The following is a 24482-nucleotide window of genomic DNA, read 5'->3' on the forward strand; positions in this document are numbered from 1 at the left end:
AATTTTAAACGAGATTTTTTATTATTCTTCTAGTAATTTTAAATTAGATTCCTTAGGTGTAATGTAGATAGTTTGATTTGTGTAATAAATAACCATCCCTGGTTTTGAACCACTAGGCTTCTTAACATTTTTAACTTCTGTGTAATCCACAGGAACATTAGAAGAATTCTGAGACTTACTATAGTATGCGGCTAAGTTTGCAGCTTCTTCTAATGTAGTGTCAGGTATTTGGCCATTATTTTTTATAATGACATGAGATCCAGGGATATTTTTTGTATGAAGCCATATATCATTCTTATTTGAAAATTTTAATGTAAGATAATCATTTTGAATATTATTTTTGCCTACATAAATATGAAACCCGTCGCTAGAAATAAAATGCATAGGCTTTGAGGTTTTGGACTTATTTGTTTTATAAGATTTTTTAAATTTAATATATCCAGTATCTATGAGTTCTTTTTTAATTTCTTCTATATCAGTGTAACTATTAACATTTTGTATATTTGTAAGAACTGAGTATAAGTAATTTAGTTCATCATCATTCTGAATATTTTGCTCATAGGCAGCTTCCTCTGATTTTTTTAGTTTATTATACTTTTTATAATAAGCTTGAATATTTTGTGATGGAGTTTTATTTTCATCTAATGATACATTAACTGTATCGTAATTTTCACTATAATAGTTTGAAAGTTCAACTGCTTTCATACCTTTTTCCAGAGTATAGATATTTGCAGTTAGAAGTTCTCCATAAAGCTTATATTTATCTTTTCCTTCACATTCTTTAATTGTTGCATTTAATATTTTGCACTTTTTTAAACAACGATTTATATTATTAGAAACAATTTTTTGAAGATCTGAACTTTGAGCTTTTAATCTATCTATTTTATCTTTTTTAAAATAGAAATCTTCTAGTAATTTTGATGAAGAAGAATAAGAAAGTTTAGAATACTTATCCATACTATCTAAAGGTAAACAATAAAAATCTATTAAGTTGGATTCGCTTTTATAAATATAGTATTCAAATTGATTTAATTCAGCTTTTAACAAGTATTTCTTCAAATAATCTAATATAATAGTTAGGTTTTCTAATTCAAATGCAATATTGGAGTTGTGTATTCTAAAAACTATATCTTTTGATAGTATTTTACCTACACCAGTAAATATATTTGAAAAAAAGCTATCATCAAATTTGATATTATTATTTAGAATGTAGCTGTTTACCTCTTCATAATGGAAATCAAATGGACTCAATTTTGTAGATATAGGAGGATATATGTATTTAATTCCAGGAAATACACTTCTATAACTATTAAGTTCTGGAGTAATATGCTTTATACTATCCATAACTATGCCGTCTCTTTGTCTTATAAGAGTTACATTGCTGTGTCTGCCCATGATTTCTATTATAAGTGAATATATGCTATCAAATCCTAACTCATCTGTACTTTCAAAATGAATTACTGCTATTCTATCAAAATTTAATTGATCAATACCAATTATTTTAGCATTATTCAAGTATTTTCTAAGAACCATACAGAACATGGGAGCTTTAATTGGATTAGGTTTATTTACTTGAGTAAGATGAAGCCTAGGATAATTAGAACTTGAACTAATTAGAAGTCTATGGTTTGATTTTCCTTGACGTATATTTAAAATTATTTCATCTTTCTCTGGTTGATTTATTTTATCAACCTTTCCGTTAACAATTGTATTTTTCAATTCATGAATTATACTGTGTAAAAAGATTCCGTCTAGTGCCATATTATCATCCTTTCTAAAGATATAGATAATAACCTTAATTAATATATAAAACAATTAAAGTTTAGATAGAGATTAAAACTCAATCTAAACTAAGTTTCACTTTATAGTATATTAGTTACATTAGAAATAATCAACTTTAATTAGTAACACCACTAATGGCAGATAATAAATAATTGGTTAGACAATAATATTGACTGTGTAATATAATTAAAGTAATATATTTATAACACTTTTAGGAAAAGATTATTGTAATTAGGGGGAATTAATTTGAAATTTACTAAGATGCAAGGTACAGGAAATGATTTCGTAATTTTAGAAGATTTTGATGAAGCACTTAAAGGAAACCAAAATGAATTAGCAAAGAAGCTATGTGATAGACGTTTTGGAATAGGAGCAGATGGAGTTCTTTTTGTTAGAAAAAGCGATACAACAGATGTTAAGATGGATATTGTTAATGCAGATGGCTCCGAGGCAGCTATGTGTGGAAATGGAATAAGATGTTTTGCAAAGTATGTTTATGATGAGAGTATTGTAAAGAGTAATATTATAAAAATTGAAACTGGAGATGGAATAAAAATAGCACATCTAACTCTAGATAACTCAGAAGTTTCTGGAATAACAATTGATATGGGCAATTACTCTCTTGACCCTAAAGATGCTAAGATAAATGTGCAAGAAAAAATAGTAAATAAAAGGATTAATGTCAATGATAAAGAGTATTCTGTAACATCTATGTTAATGGGAGTTCCACATACAGCTATTATGTGTAAACTTGATGATGTAGATGTAACTGAAGGAAAAGCTATAGAAAAATGCGAAATATTTATAGATGGAACAAATGTAAATTTCTGCGAAGTAGTAAATGAAGATACTATTAAGGTTAAAACTTGGGAAAGAGGTGCTGGTCCAACTTTAGCTTGTGGTACTGGTAGCTGTGCTTCTGTTGTTGCTGCAAACTTACTAGGATTTACTAATAGAAAGGTAAGAGTAATAGTGCCTGGTGGAGAGATGTTTATAGAAGTATCTGATAATAGTGTATTTATGACAGGGCCTGCAGTTACTATTTTTAAAGGGAAAATAACTATATAATATATATTTATAACTAATAGAATCTATTCAGTTGAAAAAATTTAATCAACTGAATAGATTTTTTTATTTAATTGATTAAAGAAAAGAAATATGTCAAAAATATAATTATATTATATGTAAAATAATATAAAATATGTTATTTGATGGTGGAAAGTATGCTAAATAAATTGATAAACATTCTAATTGATGAAAAAGTAATCAGCAAAGATAATTGTGAAAATGTGATTTTAGATAAATATAATTTGGGGAAAAGCTTAGAAGAGATGTTTACCTATAATGGACTTATAAGTGAGCCACAATTATGTGAAATCTTAGAAAGAAGATTTAATATAGAAAATATTAATCTAGATAGTGTAATTATAGATGATGATATCTTAAGAATATTACCAAAAGAAACAGTAAAAAAACATTGCTTAATGCCATTTAAACTTGAAAGAAATTTATTGTATGTAGCAATGAGTAATCCATTAAATACAGATGTAATTGAAGAAATTAAATTTATTACTAATAAAGAAATACTGCCTTATTATGATAAAAAAGATAATATACTATGTGCAATTGAAAATTACTATTATAAACGAATGGCAAATGAAGCACTAGAGAATTTAAAAATTGATAATAAACAAACAAAACCTGACAAAGAATCAAATAGTGATATTTTTATTGATGATACTCCAATAATAAAATTAACTGATTCAATTGTAAATCAAGCAATTAATGATAATGCCAGTGATATCCATTTAGATCCATTTGAGGATGGTGCAGTAGTAAGATTTAGAATTGATGGTGTACTAAAAGAAGAGATGGTAATTCCAAATAAAATTTACCCTTCTGTGTGTGCCAGGATAAAAATAAAATCTGGTATGGATATATCTAAAAAGCTGATACCCCAAGATGGGAAAATGGAATATCAAGCTAAAAATGACGATTTGGATTTTAGAGTAGCATCAATACCTACATTATTTGGAGAAAAAATAGTAATAAGAATCTTATATAAACTAAATAGAGAAAGAAATTTAGATAATCTAATAATAAATAAAAATCAAAGAAATGAAATAAAAAATATACTGCGATTAAGAAATGGCCTTATACTAGTAGCTGGTCCGACAGGTTCTGGCAAAACTACAACTTCTTGCGCCATAATTAACCAATTAAATTCTGTTGAGAGGAATATAATTTCAATAGAAGATCCTGTTGAGTATGCTATCAAAGGGGTAAATCAAATAAATGTTAATAATAAAGCAGGGCTTACTTTTGCTAAAGGACTGAGAAGCATGTTGCGGCAAGATCCAGATATTATAATGGTGGGTGAAATTAGAGATGAAGAAACAGCACAGATTGCAGTAAAGGCAGCAATAACTGGACATTTAGTTATATCAACTATTCACACTAACAATGCTTTTGGTGCCATATTAAGATTAATTGATATGAATGTACCAAATTACCTAGTAGCAGATTCTTTAATAGCTGTAATAGCTCAGAGGTTAGTCAGAAAAATATGTCCACTTTGTAAAAAAGAATATTATCCTTCAGAAGATGAGATAAACATTTTACACTTAAATAGTTCAGATAGACTTTATAGAGGAGAAGGATGTAAAAACTGTAATAAAACAGGATATAAAGGCAGAGTAGCTGTATTAGAGATTTTAGGCATAGATAATGTTCATAGAGAAATTATGAAAAGCAAGAATTCTTCAGCTAATTTAAAAAGTTATAGTATTGAAAAGGGTATGGTTACTCTAAGTAATAGCTGTAGAGAATTGGTGATAGATGGGGTTACAAGTGGAGAGGAAATGATGAGGGTATACTATGAAGGCTTATAAATATGAAGCTGTAGATTTAAAAGGCAATATTGTTAAAGGCAAATATTTAGTGGAAAGTGAAAGTCAGCTTATATATACAATAAGTGAAAAGGGCTTATATTTGATGAATTATAAGCCTTGCAAAACACAGTTATTAGGAAGTTTTATATACAAGGTTAATTATAAGGATATATCATTACTTTGTAAGCAATTTTCCGAGGTATTAAAATGTGGAATGAGTGTGCCGGAAGGATTAAATATTATTACCAACAATAAAATTAAACCACCATTAAAAAATAGTTTATATGTAATAAAAAATGATGTAGAAAAAGGAATAAGTATCTATGATAGCATTATTAAATTTCAAAACATATATCCTAAATTTATGATTGAGATGGTAGCAGTAGGCGAAGAAAGTGGAAATTTAGAAGGCGTATTTAGAAATCTTTCAAAGTATTACATGAGGCAATATAAAATTCATAAGAAAATAAAATCTGCAGCTATGTATCCTATAACAGTTCTAATAACAGCTATAATATTCTCAATTTTCGTTATTACAAGTATAATACCAAACTTTATTATGGAAATTAGTGAACCTAGTTCAGAATTACCTAGTAGTGTGAAAAGACTGTTAAATGCCAGTAATTTTATTTCTTCTGTAAAATTTAAAATTTTTGTTTTGTGTATAATACTTATTTTATTTTTTATCATATATAGAGGATTTCATAGAAAATTATTAGACAATTTTAAATATAAAGTTCCAGTGATTAAAGAATTTTTTAAGGAAATATATGAAATTAAATTTTCAAATAGTCTAAATTTACTTATAAGCAGTGGTATACCAATTGTTAATTCTATAGAAATTATCAAAAATAGCACGGATGATCTTTATATTCAAGATAAAATAATGAGTATTATTTTAAATATAAAAGAAGGAGAAAGTCTATCAAAGTCTTTAGAAAACAGTAAACTTTTTCATACTATGTTTATATCTGTAATAGCCTTAGGGGAGGAAACAGGAAGTTTAGAAGAAATGTTAAGTATAATATCAGAAATCTATGAAGAGAATTTAAATGAATCAGTAGATAGGATATCAACTTTTATAGAACCGTTAATGATTGTAATAGTAGCCATTATAGTTACAGCATTAATTGTAAATATTTTAATGCCAATAATAGATTCTATGGATTCTATAGGTTTAATCTTAGGATTTTAACTAAATTTTATAGGAGGGAAAAGTTTGAAAAGTAAAATAGGTAAAAGTAAAGGATTTACTTTAATAGAGTTAATAGTAGTTATGGCCGTAATACTAGTTATATCAAGTTTATTGATACCAAGATTTAATGGATATAGAAACAAAGCACAAAGCTTAAAAGTTATAGATACTGGAAGACAAATATATTTAGCAGCAGTAGAAAGTTATACAGAAGGAAATGGAGAATTTAGTAAAGATGGAATCTTGAAAGCTACGAAGGATTTACTTGGTATAGATGAATTAGAAGTAGATAGTAAAGCAAACAACATAAGCATAGGTTATAAAGTTGACAATAAGCAATATTCAGTTAATTTTAATGAACTTGATAATGGATTTATTATAAAAGACAGTTCTGATAAACAAATATATCCTCCTGCTAATAGTAAGCAGGCATCTACTATTGAATAACTTAGCCTAAAAGCATAGTGATGAAATGTTATTAGAATAAAATAAAATGTTTTGAAAGGTATAAGCCTATTTATGAAGTACAAAAATCATAGGGGAATTACTTTAATAGAATTAGTTATTTCGTTAAGTATAATATTTTCTATAATAAGCATTTGTTCAATAAATTTAATTAAGGTAAATAAAAGTTTTATAAACAATGCAAGTGTAGATTTTTTTAACAACTATATGTTACAAATTATAGGCAATTCAGCTTTATATTGCAAAGAACATAATAGAAGTGGATATTTATTGTTTAAAGAAGACAATAAAACAATTAAGTTTTTTTGTAATAATAGCAAAGTAGATGAGTATAAGTTACCAAAAGGTTTTGAATTTGTAAGCCCTGAAGTGTTTCAAAGGAAAATTGAAATAGATAACTTAGGAATGGTAATTAAAGCATGTACTATAAATTATATAGATTCAAAGAATAATATGAACACTATAACAATAAGAGTAGGTACAAGATATGTTCAGATTAAATAAAAGTAGAGGGATAGGGTTTATAAATGTTATTTGTAGTTTAGCTATACTTATGATTGCAATAACTTATATTACAAGTTTTAAAGTAAGAGAAATAAAGCTAAAGAAGTATAATACGGAAATGAACAAAAGTGTTGTGTTTATGGAAGCTTTGAGAAATGAAATTACATATAACTACACATATGAGGAAATAAAAGAATTATTCGTTAATTGTTTACCTTTAAATAATAGTAATTATATTAGTGAAGATAAGTTGTTTATAAACGGTAATAATTTAGACTTAGATTCATTAAATACTAAGGGCTTAAGAGAGATGTTAGATAAGTTTGAAAATAATAAAGAAACCTACTTAGAAATTACAGCTAATAGTGATGAAGAAGAGATAATTAAGATAAATCTGACTTTTTTCATAAATGGAATCCAGTCTAATAAGATTATTAGAACAACATTATATAAGGGAGAATATTAAAGTGAAAAGAGGTTTTACTCTAATAGAATTAGTCCTTACTTTGGCCATTTTAAGTATATTATCACTAATTGGAGTACAGCTACTTTCTCATAATGTATGGAAGTATAAAAATACTATAACTTTAGTTAGAGAAGAGAGCTATGCAAGAGAGGCTTTAAGGTTTATTGAAAGTGAATTTTGCGACGTAAATAATAAGTTAATAAAAGTAGGAGTAGATAAATTAATAATTGAAAAAAATAATGGAGATAGAAACACTATAAAAAGTATCAAAAAATCTAATGGATCTTTTAAAGTAGTAAATTCTTATTATAAGTTAAAAGGTAACACAACCACTACAGATACAGTTGTTGAAGATATCAAAAATTTTTTGGTAAAAAATAATGAAAATCTTGTATATGTTTCTGTATATACAATGCATGGAGAAAAATTTGAAAGATGTTTTGGAACAAGAAATATAAAAAAGGATTTATAGAATTATACACATTAATTATAGTTTTTATAGTATTTGTTATGTTAATGTTTTCTTTTAGACTTGAGATTATGAAAAAGAGATATAATAACAGTTCAATTAACTTGCAGTTAGCACAAAATGAGTATGAAAAATATAGGATATATTTATTTAATAATATAAATAAATATATAACTGATGTTAATGATGCTGCGGTATTGACTATTGAAAACATACACAATATTTTAAAAGATATGGATAAAGTATATTATAACAGTTGTTACCTAGAATATGATAAGGAAAATAGAAATATTATAATTCATATTTTCCCTGAAACAGAGATTTCGAGAGTAGAGTATTATAACTATAGTGTAGATCCAAATACAAATAAAATTATATTTAATATAGAAAAAATTAAAAGATAGGTAAAAGGATGAGATGCTTATGAAAGATTTAATGCTAAAAGTCTCAGAATATGATACTAAATGTTTAATACTAAATAGAATAATAAAAAAAGATAGCGTCACTAGCGATATAGAAAAAATTAAAATAAAATTGAAGAATAAAAATGTTTTTATATTAGTAGAAAACGAAGAGATATATACGAAATATTTAAAGGTTCCTAAAGTAAACGATAAAAATCTGAATCTAATTATAAAAAATCAATTACTGTATTCATATGGGAAAAAAGCAGAAGATATAATATACACGTATTTTATATCCAATAAAAATAAGGAGGATATAGAGGTTGTAGTATTTTGTATTAATGGTGAAAAGTTAAAATGGTTAAGAAACTGTAATGTTAATTTTAATTTAAAAAAAATTAATTTAATTCAAATTTGTTATATAGATTATTTTCGCAGATATATAATGGAAAAAAACTATATGATTATGTTTAAACATAATTCAAATTTTTATATTGTGGCATTAGTAAATGATAAAATTATTGCTAATAAGATTATAAGTGATATGGAATATAGTAGAGTAGTTGATGGATTAAATTATATTATTTCCAAAGTATCAGAATATAGCAATATTATTAAAAAAATTTATTATTGTAATATTAATAGAGAAGCTTTTGATAAAATTAGTAGGATTGGGGATAATTTTGAATTTATAAATTTAGGACAAATAGATGAAGAGAGAATCTTGGAATATTTTATAATAAATAGGAGATAGTTTTACATGAATAGCTATAATTTTCTTCCAATGTGGTATAGAAATAAGATGGATAAAAGGAATAGTATAAAGCTTAAACTATATCTAGTAATAATGATATTTAATGTTATTATTTGTTTAACTAGATTTTTTACTTATAAAGCTGAAGCTGCTAAGCTGGACAATGAGATTAATAAAATTATCATAAAAACTAATAGTGAAAAAATGAAAACACAGACACGAGATAAGGAAAAAGTTAAAACTATAAGTACATATAAAAATGTATCAAAAAATATAACATCAGAAAACGGTGATTGTAAATTTCACTCTATAACTATAGAGGAGACTAAGGTTTCTATTGAAAGCGAACCTATAGATTTATATAAAGCTATTAGCTTTGTAGGCAATATTGAAAACAATAAAGATTGCAAAGTTAAAGATATAGATATGGAGAATATAGAAGACAATAAAGTTAAGATTAAAATGATTATTGAGGTTAAAAGCAATGAATAAGAATATTAAGTACATATTTTTGTTGAGCGTAATGTTTGGATTAATTATAATTTCGGTTATAATTAATTATTTTAGTAAAGAGGATATTATAATAAAAAGAGAAAAATTAGAAAAACTAAGTTCAGTTCAAATATTAGATAGGAAACCTAAGGGTATAAACTATTCTAATGTTTTAAAATATTTAGAGAACCAAAATTACTTAAAAATAAAAAAGATCGATAGCAACTACAAAGACGAAAAGCTATTTCATATTGATTTAGAGTTTAAGGGTGATAGAGATAAGTTCAATAAATTTATAGAAAATATTAAAGAAGAACAAAATTTTTATAGTATAGATAGTATGCAATTTAAAAATGAAAAAGATAATATATTTATATGTGACTTAGGTATAAACTTTTACGTTGACAAGTGATTTTTATATATAATATCTATACATAAAGAGGATTCTTGGCTTCAGGTGGAGTTTTTTTCTCCACCTGAAGCTTAGAAGCCCTTATCTAGGGACGTAGAAGCCGTTATCTCCCACTTTAGAAGTGGGAGTATTACGGATTGTAGTCATCAGATAAAATAAATGTATTTGCAAATATTCGCAAGTTTTGATAAAATATCATTGGTTAGAGCAAAAAAGAGTGAAATATTAATGAATAAATTGCTTCTACAACTGATGAAGCTTTTATTTATGTTTAAATTAATGGAAAAAGCTCTAAAAGCAATTAAGCCAAGTCTTAAAGAGTAATTAGTTTAAAACAAATTGTAGCTTTAAAGCCTATAGTTTAATAAAATAATTATTTAAATATAATTTCTTTATTAATATAAGGCTGGTATTAATGCGGATTTTAGGGTTATAATAAAACTATAATAGATTTTGTGGAGGGATACATAATGATTTCAGCTGGAGATTTAAGAAAAGGAACTACTTTTGAACTAGATGGACAAGTTTTCACTGTAATTGATTTCTTACATGTTAAGCCAGGTAAAGGAGCAGCTTTCGTAAGAACAAAACTTAGAAACGTAATAAGTGGTGGAGTTACAGATACTACTTTTAACCCAACAGCTAAGCTTCAAGAAGCAGTTATTGAAAGAAAAGAAATGCAATACTTATACAGTGATGGTGAATTATACTATTTCATGGATCAAGAAACTTTTGAACAAATACCACTAAACCTTGAACAAGTAGAAGAAGCAATCAAATTCTTAAAGGAAAACATGTTTGCTATAATTAAATTCTATAAAGGAGCAGCTTTCTCAGTTGAAGCACCTAACTTTGTAGAACTACAAATAATTGAATGCGAACCAGGTGTTAAAGGTAACACTGCAACAAATGCAATGAAACCAGCAAAATTAGAAACAGGTGCAATAGTTCAAGTTCCACTATTTGTAAATGAAGGTGAAACAATAAGAGTAGATACTAGAACTGGCGCTTATATGGAAAGAGTATAGTATTATAACTACCCTAGAGGGAGTGTTAAAATGAGTTCTCTTATGTCAAAAATAACTTCATTAAAAAAAGTTATAAATGACTTAAACATGCCAAATGATTCAAAAGAAAAAGAAATATTGCTTGAATTAAGTAATATAGTATATGAAATCACAGAAAAAGTAGAGAAAATGGAAAAAAATCAATCTGAGATTAGTGAATATGTAACTATTTTAGATGAGAATTTAGGTAATATAGAAGATGAACTTTATGGATTCGAAGAAGACGATGAGGAATTTAGTAGCTACGATTACATTGATATACAATGTAATGAGTGTAATGCAATACTAGCAATAGAAAAAAGCTTAATGAACAATGAAAATGAACTTATATGTCCTAATTGTCGTAATACCATAAAATTAAAATCTAATTAGAATTAATAATCAGCATGTAGGCAATGTGCCTGCATGCTTTTTTATATATAAAAATAAGAGTGTTTCAATAAAAGAGATATTCTTATTTTTATTTTTTTTAATATATTTGGAATAAATAAACTATAGTGTAAATAAAAATTTAATAAGAAAGGAGGATGAAAAGTCATGAATACGAAAGATGTGTTTTATATTTTACCAGATACTATAAGAGCACCCTTAGAAAAAATTAAGGAATTTGAAAAGTTACAAGAGATAAGAATAAAATCTAACAAACCGCTAGTTTTTTATACAGGGAATAGGGAGTTTATATCTAGTTATGTTGTAACAAAAGAAGATATTAAAAGCATTCTACAGAGAATAAGCAACTACTCTATTTACGCTTTTGAAGAAGAAATTAAACAAGGCTATATAACTATAAAAGGTGGACATAGGGTGGGAATATGTGGATCTTGTGTCATGGAAGACAATAAGGTAAAAACAATAAAGAATATAGCTTCTTTAAATATAAGAATTTGCAGAGAAGTTATAGGATGTTCTAATAAGATAATGCCATATATTATTGAAAATAATAAGGTATTGAACACAATAATAATATCTCCACCTAAGTGTGGAAAGACAACACTAATAAGAGATATTAGCAGAAATTTATCTGATGGAACGAAAATTGAAGGAATAAATTTTCAAGGTATGAAGGTTTGTATAATTGACGAGAGAAGTGAAATAGGAGGGTGTTACAATGGTATACCGCAAATGAATATTGGGATAAGATCTGATATTTTAGACAATTGTTATAAAAGTGAAGGCATAATGATGGCCATAAGAAGTATGGCACCAGATGTTATTATTTGTGATGAGATTGGAACCCATAAAGATGTTGAAAGTATACTTATGGCAATGAACTCAGGAGTTAAGTTGATTACAACTATTCATGGATTTGATATTGATGACTTATATAAAAGGCAAGTATTTAAAGACATATTGGAGAATAAAGTGTTTGAAAGAGCTATAGTATTGAGCGGCATAAGGGAAGCAGGAACAGTAGAATATATATATGATTTTAAAAAGAAAGATAAACTTTGGAGGAGATAGTGTGTATTTAAAGGTTATAGGCTGTATTTTAGTTTTGATAGGTTCTTCATTAATAGGCTTCTCTTACGGGGAAAACTTAAAAAGAAGGTTTTTTCAACTAAAAGAAGTTGAACAAGCACTATATCAATTACAGAGTGAAATAGTATATACACATTCAGCGTTACCGGAGGTTTTTTTAAATGTTTCTTATAAGTGTAGTAAACCAATAAATAAATTATTTTTAGAAGTCTCCAATTTATTATATGAAAATAAAGTTGATAGTGTGTATGAAGGATTTAAAGAAGCGTTTAAATCGAATAAGAGTTTTTTAAGTCTTAAGCAGTTTGATATTGATATACTAATGGATTTGTCAAAAACTTTAGGGGAATCGGATATTGAAGGTCAAAAAAATATAATAGCTTTAACATTAAACAATATAAAAAGTCAGCTAGATAATGCTGAAGAAACAATGAGAAAAAATATAAAGATGTATAGATACTTAGGTTTTTCCTTTGGAGCTATAGTTGTCATCATGATTTTATGATTAATAGGAGGTAAGAAATATGTTAGATGTAAGTTTAATTTTTAAGATAGCAGCTGTTAGTATATTAATAATAATTTTAGATAAGATTTTAGAAACTACAGGTAAAAAGGATTATGCAGTAATAGCTAATTTAGCTGGAATAGTCATTGTATTAATGATGGTAATCAATCTTATAAATAAGTTGTTTAGCACCGTAAAAACTATGTTCCAATTTTAGGAGGCAAATATGGAAATAGTAAAAGTTGTTGCATTTGCTTTTATTGCACTATTTATAATACTTGCAGTTAAAGATCAAAGAAATGATTTAGCTTTACATATAAGTATAGCGGCAGGAATAGCTATATTCTTGTTCATGCTAGATAAGATCACTTCAATACTACAGCTGTTACAGGAATTGGCTTTAAAAGCTAATATAGATTTTATCTATTTAAATATTGTTTTTAAAATATTAGGTATTGCATACTTAGCGTCCTTTTGTAGTGAAATATGTAAAGATGCTGGTCAAGGAAATTTAGCTTCCAAAGTTGAGTTTGCCGGTAAAATATTAATACTGGTGCTAGCGATTCCTATTCTTATGGCAGTATTGCAATCAATATTAAAGATTATGTAAATGGGATATAGGAGTAATAAATATGAAAAAGTTAATAATTATTTTGCTAATGTTCTTACTAATCCCCCTCAATGTACAAGCTTATACATCTGATCCTGTTAAAGACTCTGGTCCTGTTATTGATAAAGAACAAACAATGCAAGTAGAAGAGCTGTATGATTACATAACAAATATGAAAACCAAATATGAAATATTAAATGATGTAGATGTGCAGACATATGTTAAACAATATATAAAAAGCGGAGATGGTAAATTTTCAACAAAAAAAGTATTTAATGCACTATTAATATATGGATTTCGAGAAGTAGTAGCCTGCGGAAAACTTATGTCTATGATAATAATCATCTGCATAATTTGTGCTCTTATAAGTAATCTAGAAAATGCTTTTAGTAATGGAAATTTATCTAATATAGCTTATTTTGCTTGTTACGCCATGCTTATAATACTTATCTCAAGGACATTTTATATAGGAGTTTCAACGGCAAGAGATACCATTAAAAATATGACTGATTTTATGGCTGCATTAATGCCAGTGTTATTAATGCTTTTAGCTACAGTTGGAGGATTTACTCAGGCCGCTTTCATGGATCCTTTGATAATAGGAGTTACTAATATAAGTGCTAGGATTTTTGCAGACCTTATTATACCATTAGTTAGTATTTCTTTTGTCATACAGTTTGTAAACAATATATCAGAAGAATACAAAGTGGACAAATTAGCAAAGCTTTTAAATAAGACTATACTTTGGGTTCAGGGAACTATAATGACAATATTTATAGGCATAGTTACCATAAGGAGTATGACTACGGCTACAATAGATGCTGTAACAGAGAAAACTATGAAATTCGCAGTAGATAGTTTTATACCTATCGTGGGTAAAAGTCTTTCAGATGCAATTTCAACAGTGGCAGGATATTCATTGTTACTAAAAAATGCTCTAAGTAGTATTGGATTAATTATATTAGTTATCATAATAATTCTTCCACTAATTAAGATGCTAATAATGGCTTTTATTTATAAATTAACTGCAGCATTAATTGAACCTATTAGTGACAGTAGATTAGTGAAATGTATAAGCTCCGCAGGTGACTCCTTAATTCTAATTATGGCTAGTGTTATCAGTGTTTCTGTAATGTTTTTTATAATGATATCTATAGTTGCAGCAGCTGGTAGAAGTATTCTAGGCACTTAAGAAGGAGGAGTAGTATGATATCAGGTCTTAAAGATTGGGTTATGAGCATTTGTACTGCAATATTTTTTATAACTGCTGTGGAGATGATAATGCCCAATAATTCTATGAAAAAATATAGTAAATTTGTGCTAGGTTTAATACTGATTACAGTAGTATTAAACCCAATAATAAAGATATTTGATAAAAATTTTAATATAAATGGATATGTGAATGAGGCAACAAAATATTTTGAGGAAAAGCAATTTCAAGATGATTATGATAAGTATAAAAATAGTAGCATTAATAACACTGTAGAAGTATTTTCAGATAACTTGGAAAATTTATGTGTTAATAAGCTAGAAGAGAAGTTTCCAAGAGATAGCTATGAAGTTTCTGCACAAGTAAGCTATGATCCTGAAAAAGAAAAATTTATTATTTCAGAAGTTAGAGTAGGGGTAAATGAAGGCAATATTAGAAAAGTTAAAAAGATAAAAATTAAAGACAGCAAAGAGGTTAGTAGCAAAGAGTTAATTGATGATAGCAAAAGTAAATCAATTACTGAATATTTAAATACTGTACTAAATATACCTAAAGATAAAATAAAAGTTTATAAAATGTAGATTTATAATGAATATCATTAAGAGTGGGGAGTGAACTTATGGACCTAAAAAGTTTATTTAAACTAGAAAAGATAAGGGAAAAAACGAAAGAGAAGAAAGGAAAAGCAAATGTAGCAAATTTACTTATACTAGTTTTAATAGGAGTATTGTTGGCCATGTTAAGTAATACATTTAAAGATACAAGTACTTCTAACATAAACAATAACAATTTACCTAAAGGAAAAGGAGCAGTAACACAACAAAAATCTCAAGGAGAAGATGAAAAAAATAGTGAAGCTAAAGATGAAGAAGCGGAGGTAGAAAAAAAGCTGAAAGATACTCTGGAAAACATCCAGGGCGTTGGAAATGTCAAAGTAATGGTCTATTTTAAAGGGGGTGAAGAGCAGATACCAGCAATAAACATAAATGATGCTACAAGCCTTACGGAGGAGAAAGATGTAGATGGAGGAACTAGGAAAATAACACAAAAGAATGATGGAAGAACAATTGTAATGATGCAGACAGATAATGGGACAAAGCCTTTTGTAGTTAAAAAATACAAACCACAAGTTACAGGAATTTGCATTGTAGCTGAAGGTGCTGAGGATAGATTAATAAAATTACAAATTCAAAAAGCTGTACTAAATTTATTTGACTTAAAAGAAAGTCAAGTTAATGTCTATCCTATGAAAAAATAACATATATTGTATATAAAGGGCATATAAATTTTCTAGAAAGGTTAAAATAAAGATTATATGGGAGGTATTTAAATGAATAAGAAACAAGGGGTTATTATTGTTGTGTTGTTGGCACTTATAGTATGTGCTGGAATATTAGCAACCAAGCTTAACGCTGACTTAGATTATGTAGCAGGAAATGATATGCCAAATGGAAAGAGTACTATATCATTTAACGATTCAACTAAAAAAAATACAGGAAGCAATTTCTTTCAAGAAAATCAAATTATAAGAGACAACAATGCATCACAAGCATTACAAAATTTAAAAGCATTAATTGATGATGAACATACATCTAAAGAAGAAAGGGCTGAACTTTCTAAGAAATATACTAACTTAGCATTAGCGACAAGCAATCAATCCCAAATTGAAACACTATTAAAAAGCAAAGGTTATGAAGATGTACTATGTTATGTTCAAGATAGTAAAGTTACAATTATAGTAAAATCTTCACAAAAATTAACTGATGCACAGCAAAAACAAATTCAAGATGTAGTTATGGATGTTACACATATTAAAGATGTAGAAATTCAATTAAAGCAATAAATATGTTTGTAAAATTCTATTCCTTTTGATATAATAAGCATAAGATTAATTTGTTTTGGAAAATCAAAGCAAAGGGGGTACCTAAATGGACGAAAATTTAAATAAAGAAGTTGAAATGGGTATTGTTAAAATATCAGATGAAGTAGTTGAAGTAATTGCAGGATTAGCAGCTTCTGAAATAGATGGAATTGAAGGAATGAGTACTACGATAGTTGGAGGTATAACCCAAATACTTAGTGGTAAGAAAAATGTTTCTAAAGGCATTAAAGTTAATGTTGGAGAAGACAGTGCAACTATTGATATATTTGTTGTAGTGAAATATGGCATTAAGATTCCTGATGTAGCTAAAAGAGTTCAAGAAAATGTAAAAAAATCAGTTGAGTCAATGACTGGTCTCAATGTGTCAGCAGTCAATGTTAATATTCAAAATGTAGTACTTCCGAAAGAGGAAGAAAAGATTAATGAAAAAGAAGAGTAGTTTTACACCCTCTGAAAACAGAGGGTGTTTCCATGTTTAAAAGTGTATAAGAATATTTAATTTGATAATAATTAAAATGTATATAACTTATATATTTATCTATATTAGGTGCATTTATTTATAAATTTAGGAGGAAAACATGAACAGAAGAAAATCAAGAGAAATTGCTATGAAACTATTATTTGAAATGACTATAAATAAGGAAGAGTATGAAGAAATATTAAGCAATTTTAAAGAAAACACAGACTTGACTTTAGAAGATGTAGATTTTGATTACATAGAAAAAATAGTAAAAGGCATTCAACAAAATACAGAAAGTATAGATAAAAAGATAGAGGAAAATCTAAAAAATTGGAAGATAGGCCGTTTGTCCAAAATAGATCTTTCTATACTGAGAATTTCTACATATGAAATTATATTTAGTGAAGATGTGCCTAATAGAGTTGCAGTTAATGAAGGCATAGAGCTTGCAAAACGATATTCAGCTGATAATTCACCTGCATTTATAAATGGAGTTTTAGGAAACATGATAAAGTAAAATTTAGATGGAGCTTAAAGCTCCATCTAAATTTTAAATAAAAAACATAATTTTGAGGTGGAAAAATGGGTATTAAATTAGATGGTAAAAAAGTTGCCGAAAAGTTTAGAAATCAAATAAAAAGCTTTGTAGACCATAGAGTGGCTACAGGATTAAAACCTCCATGCATAGCAAATATTTTAATTGGCAATGATGGAGGTTCCTTGTACTATGTAAATAACCAAAATAAGTTATGTGAGAAACTTGGTGTTAGAGTAAGAAGTATTCATTTTGATGAACATATAACTGAAGAAGAAGTTGAAGATTTAATTATTAAATTAAATGAAGACCATGAGATAGATGGGATAATACTTCAGCTTCCACTACCTAAACACTTAGATGAGGATAAAATTACATCCTTAATTTCAGAAAAAAAAGACATTGATGGTCTTAGCAGCATAAATATAGGTAAATTATATAAAGGTGAAAAGTGCTTTATACCTTGCACAGCTAGAGGTATAATTGAACTAATAAAAAGTACAGGTATTAGCATAGAAGGGAAAAACGCAGTTGTAGTTGGAAGAAGTAACATCGTAGGAAAACCTGTTGCTCAATTGCTTTTAAATGAAAATGCTACTGTTACTATATGCCATTCAAAAACAACTAATTTAAAAGAAATTTGTTCTAATGCAGATATATTAGTTTCAGCTGTAGGAAAGCCTGATTTTATAACTGATGAATATATTAAAAAAGATGCAATAGTAATTGATGTAGGTACTACTTCTGTTAATGGAAAATTAGCGGGAGATGTACGTTTTGATGAAGTTATAGAAAAGGCTAGCTATACAACACCAGTGCCTGGTGGAGTGGGAGCTATGACTACAACTATGTTAATAAAAAATCTTTGTGAGGGATTAAAGTAATATGCAAATTAAAACTTTAACAGTTTCTCAACTAAATACATATATAAAAAGGGTATTAGATAGTGATTTTATTTTAAAAAACTCTTGCATTAAAGGGGAAATATCTAACATTAAAATTCATAATACTGGTCATATATATTTCTCTTTAAAGGATGAACAAAGTAAAATAAATTGTATTATGTTTAAAACTTATGCGGAATCTTTATTGTTCACACCTGCAAATGGAGATAATGTTATAATAAAAGGAAGAGTTTCTGTATATCAAAAAGATGGTGTATATCAATTTTATTGTGAAGAAATGGAACGGGATGGTATAGGCGATTTATATATAGCTTTTGAAAATCTAAAAAATAAGCTACTAAAAGAAGGCATATTTGATGAAAGTCATAAGAAAGATATTCCAAAGTATGCAAAAAAGATAGGAATTGTAACTTCACCTACAGGTGCAGCTGTGAAAGACATTATAAATGTATCAAAAAGAAGAAATCCTAATATAGAAATTTTAATATATCCATCCCTAGTTCAAGGGAGTAATGCTAGTTTTCAGTTAATCCAAGGGATTAAGTACTTAGATAGAAGAGAAGATGTTGATGTAATAATATTAGCTAGGGGTGGAGGTTCCATTGAAGAGTTATGGGCCTTTAATGATGAAAATTTGGCCTATGAAATATATAACTGTAATAAACCTATAGTAAGTGGAATAGGCCATGAAACGGACTTTACAATTGCTGACTTTGTTAGTGACAGGAGGGCGCCAACGCCTTCAGCTGCAGCAGAACTTGCTGTTTTTAATTTAAGTGAATTAAATGAAAAAATTAGAAACTATAGAATTTTATTAGATAATGCAGAGTTAAATAACATTAAGAATAGAGTTAATTATTTAAATATGTTGTCTCATAAGTTGGAAATTAGCAGCCCTTTAAACTTTATTGCAAATGAATATATAAAGCTTGATAACTTAAAGTCTAAATTATATTATATGGCTCAAGCATCAATATCCTATAAAAAAGAAAACTTGTCAAAGCTAAATTCATTACTTTGTGCACATAATCCATTAAATGTTTTAGATAAGGGATTTGCAATTATTCAAGATAGACAAGAAAATTTAGTTAAAAGTATCAATCAGTTTAATGAAAATGAAGAGTTAAGAATAACACTAAGAGACGGAGCAGTTAAAGTTAAAATAAATGATATTGAAAAACAAAAAAAGTAATTAAAATTTCGGAGGCTTTCAATGGTAAAGAAAAGAGAATCTTATGAAGATTTGATGAACAAGTTAGAAAACATTGTTAAGACAATGGAAAACGGAGAAGCAGCTTTAGAAGAGTCTATGAAAAACTATGAAGAGGGCGTAAAGATTTGTAACAAAATGTATAAGATACTAAATGAAGCAGAAGGTAAAATTAAGCTGTTAACGGATGATGGTGAAAAAGAATTTACAGAGGTAGATGAATGATATGGATATGAATATATTAAAAAATGAGGTAAACACTTGGTTAAGTGATTACTTTGCAAATAAAGGTAGCTACAATAAATTAGTCTACGAAGCTATGGAGTATAGTGTAAAAGTTGGGGGAAAAAGAATAAGGCCTATTCTAATGCTTTCCACATATAATATATATGCAAATGACTATAGTAAGATTATGCCTATAGCATGTGCATTAGAAATGATTCATACTTATTCCTTAATTCATGATGACCTACCTGCCATGGATAATGACGATTTAAGAAGAGGTAAGCCAACTAATCATAAAGTGTTTGGAGAAGCAATAGCAATTTTAGCTGGTGACGGACTTTTAAATGAAGCTATGAATATAATGTTTCAATGTAGTCTAGAAGGAGATAAAAGTACTTTAGAAGCTTGTTCTATGATTTCAAAAGCAGCAGGTGTTGAGGGGATGATAGGAGGGCAAGTAGTTGACATTGTATCAGAGGGAAAATCTATAAGTGAGGAACAGCTATATTATATGCATAAATATAAAACAGGTGCTTTAATTAAAAATGCAATAGTATCTGGAGCTATTTTAGGCGGTGCTGGTGAAGAAGACATAGAAGTATTAAGCTTATTTGGAGAAAAACTTGGTTTGATATTTCAAATTAGGGATGACATATTGGATGTAATAGGGGATGCAAATACATTAGGTAAAAATGTTAATAGTGATAGTAGCAATAATAAAACAACATTTGTATCTAAGTTTGGATTGGAAAAATGTAAAGGAATGTGTGAAAGTTTAACAAGTGAGTGTTTAGGACTGCTAGAAAATATATCTTCTAATGCAACTGATTTAAAAGATATAACTATATTTCTTACAAAAAGGCAGTATTAATACCTTATTTTAGTATTTTATGACCTATAAAAAATGTCAAATACTTTGAAATAAATAAAAGCCTGTGATATAATCCGAATATAAATTTTAATAAAAATATATTTATTAGGAGAGTTAAAGATAGGACATGTCATTAAAAAGAAACGATAAATTTATATATAATATACTAAATGATTACAGTGATATTAGCGAATTAAAGAAAATGTCTAGTTCTGAACTTATGCAATTTTCAGGTGAAATAAGAAATTTTTTAATTGACAAAGTGTCAAAAACAGGAGGACATTTAGCTTCTAATTTAGGTGTAGTAGAGTTAACCTTAAGCTTATATAGAGTATTTGACATAGACAAAGATAAAATTGTATGGGATGTAGGACATCAAACTTATGTACACAAAATACTAACTGGAAGAAAAGATAAATTTGGTAAACTAAGGCAATTTGGGGGAATAAGCGGATTCCCTAAAAGATGTGAAAGTAAATATGATATTTTTGAAACAGGTCACAGTAGTACTTCTATTTCAGCAGCTCTAGGTATGGCTAGAGCAAGAGATTTGAAGAAAGAAAATCATAGTGTAGTTGCAGTAATTGGTGACGGCGCATTAACTGGTGGAATGGCACTTGAAGCTTTAAATGATGCAGGAGATAGAAAGACAGACCTTATAATTATATTGAATGATAATCAAATGTCTATTGGAAAAAATGTAGGAGGTCTATCCACATATTTAAGTAAGATTAGGATTGACCCTAAATACAATAAATTTAAAGAGGAATTTGATGAAGCTTTAAGAAAAACTAATATAGGAAATAGTCTTGCTGATTCATTGAGAAAAATAAAGTCAGGAATAAAGCAAATGCTAGTGCCGGGAATGTTTTTTGAGGACATGGGAATTAAATATTTAGGACCTATAGATGGGCATAATATTAAGGAACTTACTAAAGTTATGTCTATGGCAAAAGGTCTAAAAGGACCAGTTTTAATTCATGCAGTAACTCAAAAAGGAAAGGGATATAAGTTTGCAGAGAAAGATCCAGATAAATTTCATGGAGTATCTGCATTTGATTTTCTCACAGGGAAAGTATCTAAAGAAACTGGAAATTCTTATTCTAATGTCTTTGGGGAATCTATGGTTGAAATAGCTTCTAAAGATGATAGAATTGTAGGAATTACAGCGGCCATGAGGGATGGAACCGGTTTAAAAGAGTTTAGCCAAAAGTTCCCTAAAAGATTTTTTGATGTGGGAATAGCAGAACAACATGCAGTAACCCTTGCTGCAGGTATGGCTCAGAGTGGATTAAGACCGGTATTTGCTGTATATTCTACCTTCTTACAAAGAGCCTATGATCAAGTTATTCATGATGTTTGCCAGCAAAGTTTGCCGGTAATTTTTGCTATTGATAGGGCGGGAATAGTTGGTAATGATGGAGAGACACATCAAGGTATATTTGACTTATCTTATTTATCTCATATGCCTAATATGACAATTATGAGTCCAAAATGTATGGATGAACTTAAGAATATGCTTAAGTGGGCTGTAAATCAAGATTACCCAATAGCAATAAGATATCCTAGAGGTGGAGATAATGCTAGTATAGAATTAAAACCAAAAGATACTTTTATAAAAGGGAAATGGGAAGTAATTGATGATAAAGGACATATTGCCATAATAGCTACTGGAAAAATGGTTGGAACTGCACTAGAGGTAAAAGAAAGAATGAAACCTTTAGGTATAGAAATATCAGTTATTAACGCGTGCTTTGTAAAACCTATTGATAATGAAATGCTAAACAGATTAATAGATAAAAATGTAAAAATAGTAACACTTGAAGATAATGTTTTACACGGTGGTTTAGGAACACTTGTGCTAGAATACGTAAATTCTGTAGATAAAAATATAGAAGTATTAAATCTAGGATTTGAAGATAAGTTTGTACATCATGGAGATATAAGTATATTACACAGATTAAATAATTTAGATGCAGATGGAGTTATAAATAGCATAACTAAGATACTATAAAGGAGTTAAGATATGAGCGAAGTAAAAAGTAAAAGATTAGATTTACTTCTAGTAGAAAAAAATTTTTTCGAATCTAGAGAAAAAGCTCAAGCAAGTATTATGGCTGGAGAAATATTTATAGACGGCCAAAGAGTCGATAAATGTGGTCAAAAGGTAAAAGAAGATTCTAATATTGAATTTAAAGGACAGATTATGCCTTACGTAAGTAGGGGAGGATATAAGCTAGAGAAAGCTATAAATAGTTTTAGTATAAGCTTAGAAGATAAAATTTGTATGGATATAGGTGCTTCTACAGGAGGATTTACAGACTGCATGCTTCAAAATGGTGCAAAAAAAGTATTTTCTATAGATGTAGGATATGGACAATTTGCTTGGAAACTTAGAAATGATCCAAGAGTAGTGTGCATGGAAAGAACTAATGCTAGACATTTAAGTTATGAAGATATTGGCGAATATTCAGATTTTGCAAGTATTGATGTTTCATTTATTTCATTAAAAAAAATAATTCCCGCAGTTCTAAATCTATTAAATGATAAAGGGGAAGTTGTTGCTTTAATTAAACCTCAATTTGAAGCAGGCAGAGACAAGGTTGGAAAAAAAGGCGTAGTTAGAGACGCTGAAACACATAAAGAAGTAATAAACAATATATTAAATTTTTTAGTTGAAAATGATATAACAATTATAGGAATTGACCATTCACCTATAAAAGGGCCTGAAGGCAATATAGAGTATCTAGTATATTTTACAAAATCTAAGGATATATCAACAACTTTTGATTTTAATAAGGTAAATTTAGTGGTTGATTCCTCACATGAGAATTTATAGTGGAGGAATAATGAAAAATATAGGGGTAAATATAAATAGTAGTAAGTTTATAGATGAAAAGACTATTAATGAAATAATCTATAAAATAGAAAAATATATAGCTGGGGCTAATATAAAAATATTTAAAGATACTATGGGTCTAGAAGATGATGGAACTAATCAATTAGATATGGTTATAGTATTAGGTGGAGATGGCACAATTTTAAGGACTGCAAGAACTGTATCAAAGTTTAAAGTTCCTATTTTAGGGATTAACATGGGTAATTTAGGATTTTTGACAGGAATAGAGATTCTTGAACTCGAGGATGCAATTGAAAAGCTAAGCAAGGGTGAATATTATATAGAAGATAGAATGATGTTAGAATGTGGATTTACAAATGGAAATTTACAAAAAAAGTATAATTGTTTAAATGACATTGTTATATCTAAGGGAACATTGTCAAGAATACTAAAGTATGAGGTATATATAGATGGCAACTTATATACTGTGTTTAATTCTGATGGTATAATAATCTCAACTCCAACGGGTTCAACTGCATATGCACTTTCAGCTGGTGGTCCTATAATTTATCCTACATTAGACGTTATATCTTTAACGCCAATATGTCCACATGCATTACATTCAAGAAGTATAATATTAGAGTCTGACAGCGAAATTGTTATTAAAGTGGAAAAGAAAAGTGAAAGCGTTTTTTTAACTTTAGATGGACAACAATCTGTGAATCTAGAAAGTTGTGATAAAGTTATAGTGAAAAAGTGTAATTTTAAATGTAAATTAATTAAGATAAATGGCTATAACTATTTTGAGGTATTAAGAAGAAAAATATTTTAATATCTAAGGAGATGAAAA

Annotated in this window: 31 protein-coding genes; 30 read left to right on the forward strand and 1 reads right to left on the reverse strand. The window is 27.9% G+C overall.

What is annotated here, in order from left to right:
• Positions 1–21: 21 nt before the first annotated feature.
• Positions 22–1761 (reverse strand): Rqc2 family fibronectin-binding protein, encoded by a 1740-nt coding sequence (locus ACWW38_RS16975; RefSeq protein ID WP_456258707.1) that lies wholly within the window; start codon positions 1759–1761, stop codon positions 22–24.
• Positions 1762–2028: 267 nt separating this feature from the next.
• On the opposite strand from ACWW38_RS16975, the gene dapF reads away from it, so the two are divergent.
• The 30 genes from dapF to ACWW38_RS17125 all read left to right on the forward strand — a co-directional run bounded on the left by dapF (position 2029) and on the right by ACWW38_RS17125 (position 24464).
• Positions 2029–2850: a diaminopimelate epimerase gene (dapF, locus tag ACWW38_RS16980; RefSeq protein ID WP_456258708.1), complete on the forward strand. Its 822-nt coding sequence runs from the start codon at positions 2029–2031 to the stop codon at positions 2848–2850.
• A gap of 155 nt (positions 2851–3005) precedes the next feature.
• Positions 3006–4673 (forward strand): GspE/PulE family protein, encoded by a 1668-nt coding sequence (locus ACWW38_RS16985; protein WP_456258709.1) that lies wholly within the window; start codon positions 3006–3008, stop codon positions 4671–4673.
• Positions 4660–5868, forward strand: coding sequence for a type II secretion system F family protein (locus tag ACWW38_RS16990; RefSeq protein WP_456258710.1), 1209 nt, complete (start codon positions 4660–4662; stop codon positions 5866–5868). Before ACWW38_RS16985 ends, ACWW38_RS16990 begins: the two co-directional genes overlap by 14 nt.
• Positions 5869–5892: 24 nt before the next feature.
• On the forward strand, positions 5893–6315 hold the full coding sequence (locus ACWW38_RS16995) for a type II secretion system protein (protein WP_456258711.1): 423 nt from the start codon (positions 5893–5895) through the stop codon (positions 6313–6315).
• Positions 6316–6387: 72 nt separating this feature from the next.
• The gene (locus ACWW38_RS17000; RefSeq protein WP_456258712.1) at positions 6388–6837 is read left to right on the forward strand and encodes a prepilin-type N-terminal cleavage/methylation domain-containing protein; all 450 of its coding nucleotides are present in this window, start codon (positions 6388–6390) and stop codon (positions 6835–6837) included.
• Positions 6821–7303: a hypothetical protein gene (locus tag ACWW38_RS17005; RefSeq protein WP_456258713.1), complete on the forward strand. Its 483-nt coding sequence runs from the start codon at positions 6821–6823 to the stop codon at positions 7301–7303. Before ACWW38_RS17000 ends, ACWW38_RS17005 begins: the two co-directional genes overlap by 17 nt.
• A gap of 1 nt (position 7304) precedes the next feature.
• Positions 7305–7775, forward strand: coding sequence for a type II secretion system protein (locus tag ACWW38_RS17010; RefSeq protein WP_456258714.1), 471 nt, complete (start codon positions 7305–7307; stop codon positions 7773–7775).
• Positions 7739–8176 carry a hypothetical protein gene (locus ACWW38_RS17015; protein ID WP_456258715.1) on the forward strand — a complete coding sequence of 146 codons (438 nt, stop codon included), beginning with the start codon at positions 7739–7741 and terminating at the stop codon, positions 8174–8176. The genes ACWW38_RS17010 and ACWW38_RS17015 overlap by 37 nt, the downstream gene beginning before the upstream one ends.
• Before the next feature lie 19 nt (positions 8177–8195).
• A complete protein-coding gene (locus ACWW38_RS17020; RefSeq protein WP_456258716.1) occupies positions 8196–8930 on the forward strand; it encodes a hypothetical protein in 735 nt (244 codons plus the stop codon).
• Between the two features lie 6 nt (positions 8931–8936).
• On the forward strand, positions 8937–9422 hold the full coding sequence (locus tag ACWW38_RS17025) for a hypothetical protein (protein WP_456258717.1): 486 nt from the start codon (positions 8937–8939) through the stop codon (positions 9420–9422).
• Positions 9415–9834, forward strand: a complete 420-nt coding sequence (locus ACWW38_RS17030) for a hypothetical protein (RefSeq protein WP_456258718.1) — start codon at positions 9415–9417, stop codon at positions 9832–9834. The genes ACWW38_RS17025 and ACWW38_RS17030 overlap by 8 nt, the downstream gene beginning before the upstream one ends.
• Before the next feature lie 470 nt (positions 9835–10304).
• Positions 10305–10862: an elongation factor P gene (efp, locus tag ACWW38_RS17035; protein WP_456258719.1), complete on the forward strand. Its 558-nt coding sequence runs from the start codon at positions 10305–10307 to the stop codon at positions 10860–10862.
• 30 nt (positions 10863–10892) lie between these two features.
• Positions 10893–11273: a CD1247 N-terminal domain-containing protein gene (locus tag ACWW38_RS17040; RefSeq protein ID WP_456258720.1), complete on the forward strand. Its 381-nt coding sequence runs from the start codon at positions 10893–10895 to the stop codon at positions 11271–11273.
• A 165-nt stretch (positions 11274–11438) separates the two neighbouring features.
• Complete coding sequence (gene spoIIIAA, locus ACWW38_RS17045) at positions 11439–12362, forward strand: stage III sporulation protein AA (RefSeq protein WP_456258721.1); 924 nt, start codon at positions 11439–11441, stop codon at positions 12360–12362.
• A 1-nt stretch (position 12363) separates the two neighbouring features.
• Positions 12364–12885: a stage III sporulation protein SpoIIIAB gene (spoIIIAB, locus tag ACWW38_RS17050; RefSeq protein WP_456258722.1), complete on the forward strand. Its 522-nt coding sequence runs from the start codon at positions 12364–12366 to the stop codon at positions 12883–12885.
• 19 nt (positions 12886–12904) lie between these two features.
• Complete coding sequence (gene spoIIIAC / locus ACWW38_RS17055; protein ID WP_456258723.1) at positions 12905–13102, forward strand: stage III sporulation protein AC; 198 nt, start codon at positions 12905–12907, stop codon at positions 13100–13102.
• A gap of 9 nt (positions 13103–13111) precedes the next feature.
• The gene (gene spoIIIAD / locus ACWW38_RS17060) at positions 13112–13495 is read left to right on the forward strand and encodes a stage III sporulation protein AD (RefSeq protein ID WP_456258724.1); all 384 of its coding nucleotides are present in this window, start codon (positions 13112–13114) and stop codon (positions 13493–13495) included.
• Positions 13496–13517: 22 nt separating this feature from the next.
• Complete coding sequence (spoIIIAE, locus tag ACWW38_RS17065; RefSeq protein WP_456258725.1) at positions 13518–14687, forward strand: stage III sporulation protein AE; 1170 nt, start codon at positions 13518–13520, stop codon at positions 14685–14687.
• Positions 14688–14701: 14 nt separating this feature from the next.
• Positions 14702–15286, forward strand: coding sequence for a stage III sporulation protein AF (gene spoIIIAF / locus ACWW38_RS17070; protein WP_456258726.1), 585 nt, complete (start codon positions 14702–14704; stop codon positions 15284–15286).
• A gap of 38 nt (positions 15287–15324) precedes the next feature.
• The gene (gene spoIIIAG / locus ACWW38_RS17075) at positions 15325–15963 is read left to right on the forward strand and encodes a stage III sporulation protein AG (RefSeq protein ID WP_456258727.1); all 639 of its coding nucleotides are present in this window, start codon (positions 15325–15327) and stop codon (positions 15961–15963) included.
• A 72-nt stretch (positions 15964–16035) separates the two neighbouring features.
• Positions 16036–16548, forward strand: coding sequence for a SpoIIIAH-like family protein (locus ACWW38_RS17080; RefSeq protein ID WP_456258728.1), 513 nt, complete (start codon positions 16036–16038; stop codon positions 16546–16548).
• A gap of 85 nt (positions 16549–16633) precedes the next feature.
• The gene (locus ACWW38_RS17085; RefSeq protein ID WP_456258729.1) at positions 16634–17026 is read left to right on the forward strand and encodes an Asp23/Gls24 family envelope stress response protein; all 393 of its coding nucleotides are present in this window, start codon (positions 16634–16636) and stop codon (positions 17024–17026) included.
• A 139-nt stretch (positions 17027–17165) separates the two neighbouring features.
• Complete coding sequence (gene nusB / locus ACWW38_RS17090; protein WP_456258730.1) at positions 17166–17564, forward strand: transcription antitermination factor NusB; 399 nt, start codon at positions 17166–17168, stop codon at positions 17562–17564.
• Positions 17565–17629: 65 nt separating this feature from the next.
• Positions 17630–18466 carry a bifunctional methylenetetrahydrofolate dehydrogenase/methenyltetrahydrofolate cyclohydrolase gene (locus ACWW38_RS17095; protein WP_456258731.1) on the forward strand — a complete coding sequence of 279 codons (837 nt, stop codon included), beginning with the start codon at positions 17630–17632 and terminating at the stop codon, positions 18464–18466.
• Position 18467: 1 nt separating this feature from the next.
• Positions 18468–19679 (forward strand): exodeoxyribonuclease VII large subunit, encoded by a 1212-nt coding sequence (gene xseA, locus ACWW38_RS17100; RefSeq protein ID WP_456258732.1) that lies wholly within the window; start codon positions 18468–18470, stop codon positions 19677–19679.
• A 21-nt stretch (positions 19680–19700) separates the two neighbouring features.
• The gene (locus ACWW38_RS17105) at positions 19701–19922 is read left to right on the forward strand and encodes an exodeoxyribonuclease VII small subunit (protein ID WP_456258733.1); all 222 of its coding nucleotides are present in this window, start codon (positions 19701–19703) and stop codon (positions 19920–19922) included.
• A 1-nt stretch (position 19923) separates the two neighbouring features.
• Entirely contained in the window at positions 19924–20793 is an 870-nt protein-coding gene (locus ACWW38_RS17110; RefSeq protein WP_456258734.1) for a polyprenyl synthetase family protein, read from the forward strand.
• Between the two features lie 154 nt (positions 20794–20947).
• Positions 20948–22807, forward strand: coding sequence for a 1-deoxy-D-xylulose-5-phosphate synthase (gene dxs / locus ACWW38_RS17115; protein WP_456260480.1), 1860 nt, complete (start codon positions 20948–20950; stop codon positions 22805–22807).
• A gap of 12 nt (positions 22808–22819) precedes the next feature.
• On the forward strand, positions 22820–23632 hold the full coding sequence (locus tag ACWW38_RS17120) for a TlyA family RNA methyltransferase (RefSeq protein ID WP_456258735.1): 813 nt from the start codon (positions 22820–22822) through the stop codon (positions 23630–23632).
• Positions 23633–23642: 10 nt separating this feature from the next.
• Positions 23643–24464 carry an NAD(+)/NADH kinase gene (locus ACWW38_RS17125; protein WP_456258736.1) on the forward strand — a complete coding sequence of 274 codons (822 nt, stop codon included), beginning with the start codon at positions 23643–23645 and terminating at the stop codon, positions 24462–24464.
• The last annotated feature ends 18 nt before the right edge of the window (positions 24465–24482 follow it).

The sequence above is a fragment of the Clostridium sp. JNZ J1-5 genome (genome assembly GCF_053901425.1).

What these genes read in the sequence shown, in the direction of transcription:
- ACWW38_RS17125 (WP_456258736.1), top strand. Translation starts at nt 23,643, where the DNA reads ATGAAAAATATAGGGGTAAATATAAATAGTAGTAAGTTTATAGATGAA.
- ACWW38_RS17000 (WP_456258712.1), top strand. Translation starts at nt 6,388, where the DNA reads ATGAAGTACAAAAATCATAGGGGAATTACTTTAATAGAATTAGTTATT.
- efp (WP_456258719.1), top strand. Translation starts at nt 10,305, where the DNA reads ATGATTTCAGCTGGAGATTTAAGAAAAGGAACTACTTTTGAACTAGAT.
- spoIIIAG (WP_456258727.1), top strand. Translation starts at nt 15,325, where the DNA reads ATGGACCTAAAAAGTTTATTTAAACTAGAAAAGATAAGGGAAAAAACG.
- nusB (WP_456258730.1), top strand. Translation starts at nt 17,166, where the DNA reads ATGAACAGAAGAAAATCAAGAGAAATTGCTATGAAACTATTATTTGAA.
- ACWW38_RS17110 (WP_456258734.1), top strand. Translation starts at nt 19,924, where the DNA reads ATGGATATGAATATATTAAAAAATGAGGTAAACACTTGGTTAAGTGAT.
- ACWW38_RS17085 (WP_456258729.1), top strand. Translation starts at nt 16,634, where the DNA reads ATGGACGAAAATTTAAATAAAGAAGTTGAAATGGGTATTGTTAAAATA.
- ACWW38_RS17025 (WP_456258717.1), top strand. Translation starts at nt 8,937, where the DNA reads ATGAATAGCTATAATTTTCTTCCAATGTGGTATAGAAATAAGATGGAT.
- spoIIIAD (WP_456258724.1), top strand. Translation starts at nt 13,112, where the DNA reads ATGGAAATAGTAAAAGTTGTTGCATTTGCTTTTATTGCACTATTTATA.
- ACWW38_RS17015 (WP_456258715.1), top strand. Translation starts at nt 7,739, where the DNA reads ATGTTTTGGAACAAGAAATATAAAAAAGGATTTATAGAATTATACACA.
- ACWW38_RS17030 (WP_456258718.1), top strand. Translation starts at nt 9,415, where the DNA reads ATGAATAAGAATATTAAGTACATATTTTTGTTGAGCGTAATGTTTGGA.
- ACWW38_RS17095 (WP_456258731.1), top strand. Translation starts at nt 17,630, where the DNA reads ATGGGTATTAAATTAGATGGTAAAAAAGTTGCCGAAAAGTTTAGAAAT.
- ACWW38_RS16975 (WP_456258707.1), bottom strand. Translation starts at nt 1,761, where the DNA reads ATGGCACTAGACGGAATCTTTTTACACAGTATAATTCATGAATTGAAA.
- ACWW38_RS17005 (WP_456258713.1), top strand. Translation starts at nt 6,821, where the DNA reads ATGTTCAGATTAAATAAAAGTAGAGGGATAGGGTTTATAAATGTTATT.
- ACWW38_RS17020 (WP_456258716.1), top strand. Translation starts at nt 8,196, where the DNA reads ATGAAAGATTTAATGCTAAAAGTCTCAGAATATGATACTAAATGTTTA.
- spoIIIAF (WP_456258726.1), top strand. Translation starts at nt 14,702, where the DNA reads ATGATATCAGGTCTTAAAGATTGGGTTATGAGCATTTGTACTGCAATA.
- ACWW38_RS17080 (WP_456258728.1), top strand. Translation starts at nt 16,036, where the DNA reads ATGAATAAGAAACAAGGGGTTATTATTGTTGTGTTGTTGGCACTTATA.
- ACWW38_RS17120 (WP_456258735.1), top strand. Translation starts at nt 22,820, where the DNA reads ATGAGCGAAGTAAAAAGTAAAAGATTAGATTTACTTCTAGTAGAAAAA.
- xseA (WP_456258732.1), top strand. Translation starts at nt 18,468, where the DNA reads ATGCAAATTAAAACTTTAACAGTTTCTCAACTAAATACATATATAAAA.
- ACWW38_RS17040 (WP_456258720.1), top strand. Translation starts at nt 10,893, where the DNA reads ATGAGTTCTCTTATGTCAAAAATAACTTCATTAAAAAAAGTTATAAAT.
- ACWW38_RS17105 (WP_456258733.1), top strand. Translation starts at nt 19,701, where the DNA reads ATGGTAAAGAAAAGAGAATCTTATGAAGATTTGATGAACAAGTTAGAA.
- spoIIIAC (WP_456258723.1), top strand. Translation starts at nt 12,905, where the DNA reads ATGTTAGATGTAAGTTTAATTTTTAAGATAGCAGCTGTTAGTATATTA.
- ACWW38_RS16990 (WP_456258710.1), top strand. Translation starts at nt 4,660, where the DNA reads ATGAAGGCTTATAAATATGAAGCTGTAGATTTAAAAGGCAATATTGTT.
- ACWW38_RS16985 (WP_456258709.1), top strand. Translation starts at nt 3,006, where the DNA reads ATGCTAAATAAATTGATAAACATTCTAATTGATGAAAAAGTAATCAGC.
- spoIIIAE (WP_456258725.1), top strand. Translation starts at nt 13,518, where the DNA reads ATGAAAAAGTTAATAATTATTTTGCTAATGTTCTTACTAATCCCCCTC.
- spoIIIAA (WP_456258721.1), top strand. Translation starts at nt 11,439, where the DNA reads ATGAATACGAAAGATGTGTTTTATATTTTACCAGATACTATAAGAGCA.